Source organism: Campylobacter concisus (assembly GCF_902460895.1).
GTDB lineage: Bacteria > Campylobacterota > Campylobacteria > Campylobacterales > Campylobacteraceae > Campylobacter_A > Campylobacter_A concisus_BC.
Window position 1 is genome coordinate 1 of sequence record NZ_CABPVL010000025.1, and the last position, 1,518, is coordinate 1,518.

Sequence of the window (1,518 nt, forward strand, 5' to 3'; positions counted from 1 at the left end):
ATATAAAATACTACATAGATGATCTCGGATGTGATGCTAATGCTGGTATAAATTTACCAAATTTAACGATGAAAGCTAGCTTGCTAGAATTTGCTTATAGTGCAAATAAACCAAAAAGCATTGACAAACTTTTAGAAAAAGGCGCGGTACCTAATGCGTGGTTGGCTGGCTCAATAGGATTAGACTTTTTGCTTTTTTTTGAAGAAAATGGTGTTAAGTTAGAAGGGCAGTCGCCAAGTCCTGAGCTACTAGAATTTGTAAAAACTCAAAAATATAAAGAATTTAAAGAAGAGAAATTTAAGCTAATCAAAAAACTCCTAGAACATGGACAAGATCCAAAAGGCTATATCCTTTTACAGAAAGTATTAACGCTTGTAAATGATGAAAAAGATTTAGATAGGTTACTAGAGCAATATAAAAAGGATAGTAAATGAGTATATTGATTTCATTTATTATACCACTTGCAATATATAATCTACATTACCTAGATTGTGCAAATATGTTTAATATAGTAGCCAACAAAAAAATAAGTGATGAAAATACAGCAAAATATATGAATGTTTATATAGATAAATTTGGTTGCAATGCAAATATTACCTTAAAGTCTGCAAGACTTAGATATGAACCAAATTTATTAGAAATTGCCTTTATGATGAATAAATTTAAAACTTTTAATGATCTTTTGGATAAAGGCACAAAACCAAATGGCAGATTGGCTTTTTCTATGGGATCAGAATTCTTATTCTTTTTTCGAGATAATGAAGTCGGTTTTGAAAGTAAAATTCCTAGTAAAGAGCTACTTGATTTTATAAAAACTAAAAAATATAAAGAATTTAAAAGAGAGAAATTTAAATTAATTAAAAGGCAATTACAGTATGGACAAGATCCAAAAGACTACGAATATTTAAAATATATTTTGACACTCATAAATGATGAAAAAGATTTAGAGAATTTATTAAATAATGGGAATAAAAAGGAACTAGCACAATGAGGCAATTAGCAATAATCATATTTCTCATAACATCTTTATATTCACACGAAGCAAATTGCTTAAATATGTTTGCTGTGGTATTTGACAAAAATACAACCGATGAAAATACTGCTAAAGACATAGAATATTACATAGATAAGATTGGTTGTGATGCTAACATTACTTTAGAAAATGATAAATTGCATTATGAACCAAATCTACTTGACAGTACTTATGCAATGAATAAGCCTAAAACACTTGATTTACTTTTACAAAAAGGTACCTTCCCTAGTAAGTGGCTAACAAGAGACATCGCAACAGAATTCCTAGTTTTTTTTAGAGAAAATAGCGATGGCATAAAAGACAAAAAAGCAAGCCCTAAGCTATTAGAATTTATAAAAACACCGAAATATAAAGAATTTAAAGAAGAGAAATTTAAATTAATTAAAAAACTATTAGATCATGGGCAAGATCCTTATTATTATGGTTATTTGAGAGTTATATTAAAGATAGTAGGAGATGAAAAAGATTTAGATAAGCTTTTAGAA

The 1,518-nt window shown here is 28.1% G+C and carries 3 protein-coding genes; all 3 read left to right on the forward strand.

All coding sequences use genetic code 11. The annotated features are described in order from the left end of the window. A partial coding sequence (locus F3G98_RS10185; protein WP_149726135.1) for a hypothetical protein occupies positions 1-434 on the forward strand: 434 nt, incomplete at its 5' end. After that, a complete protein-coding gene (locus F3G98_RS10190; protein WP_223231354.1) occupies positions 431-991 on the forward strand; it encodes a hypothetical protein in 561 nt (186 codons plus the stop codon). The genes F3G98_RS10185 and F3G98_RS10190, both read left to right, overlap by 4 nt. After that, the coding region (locus tag F3G98_RS10195) for a hypothetical protein (protein WP_223231355.1) at positions 988-1,518 on the forward strand (531 nt) is incomplete at its 3' end. The genes F3G98_RS10190 and F3G98_RS10195, both read left to right, overlap by 4 nt.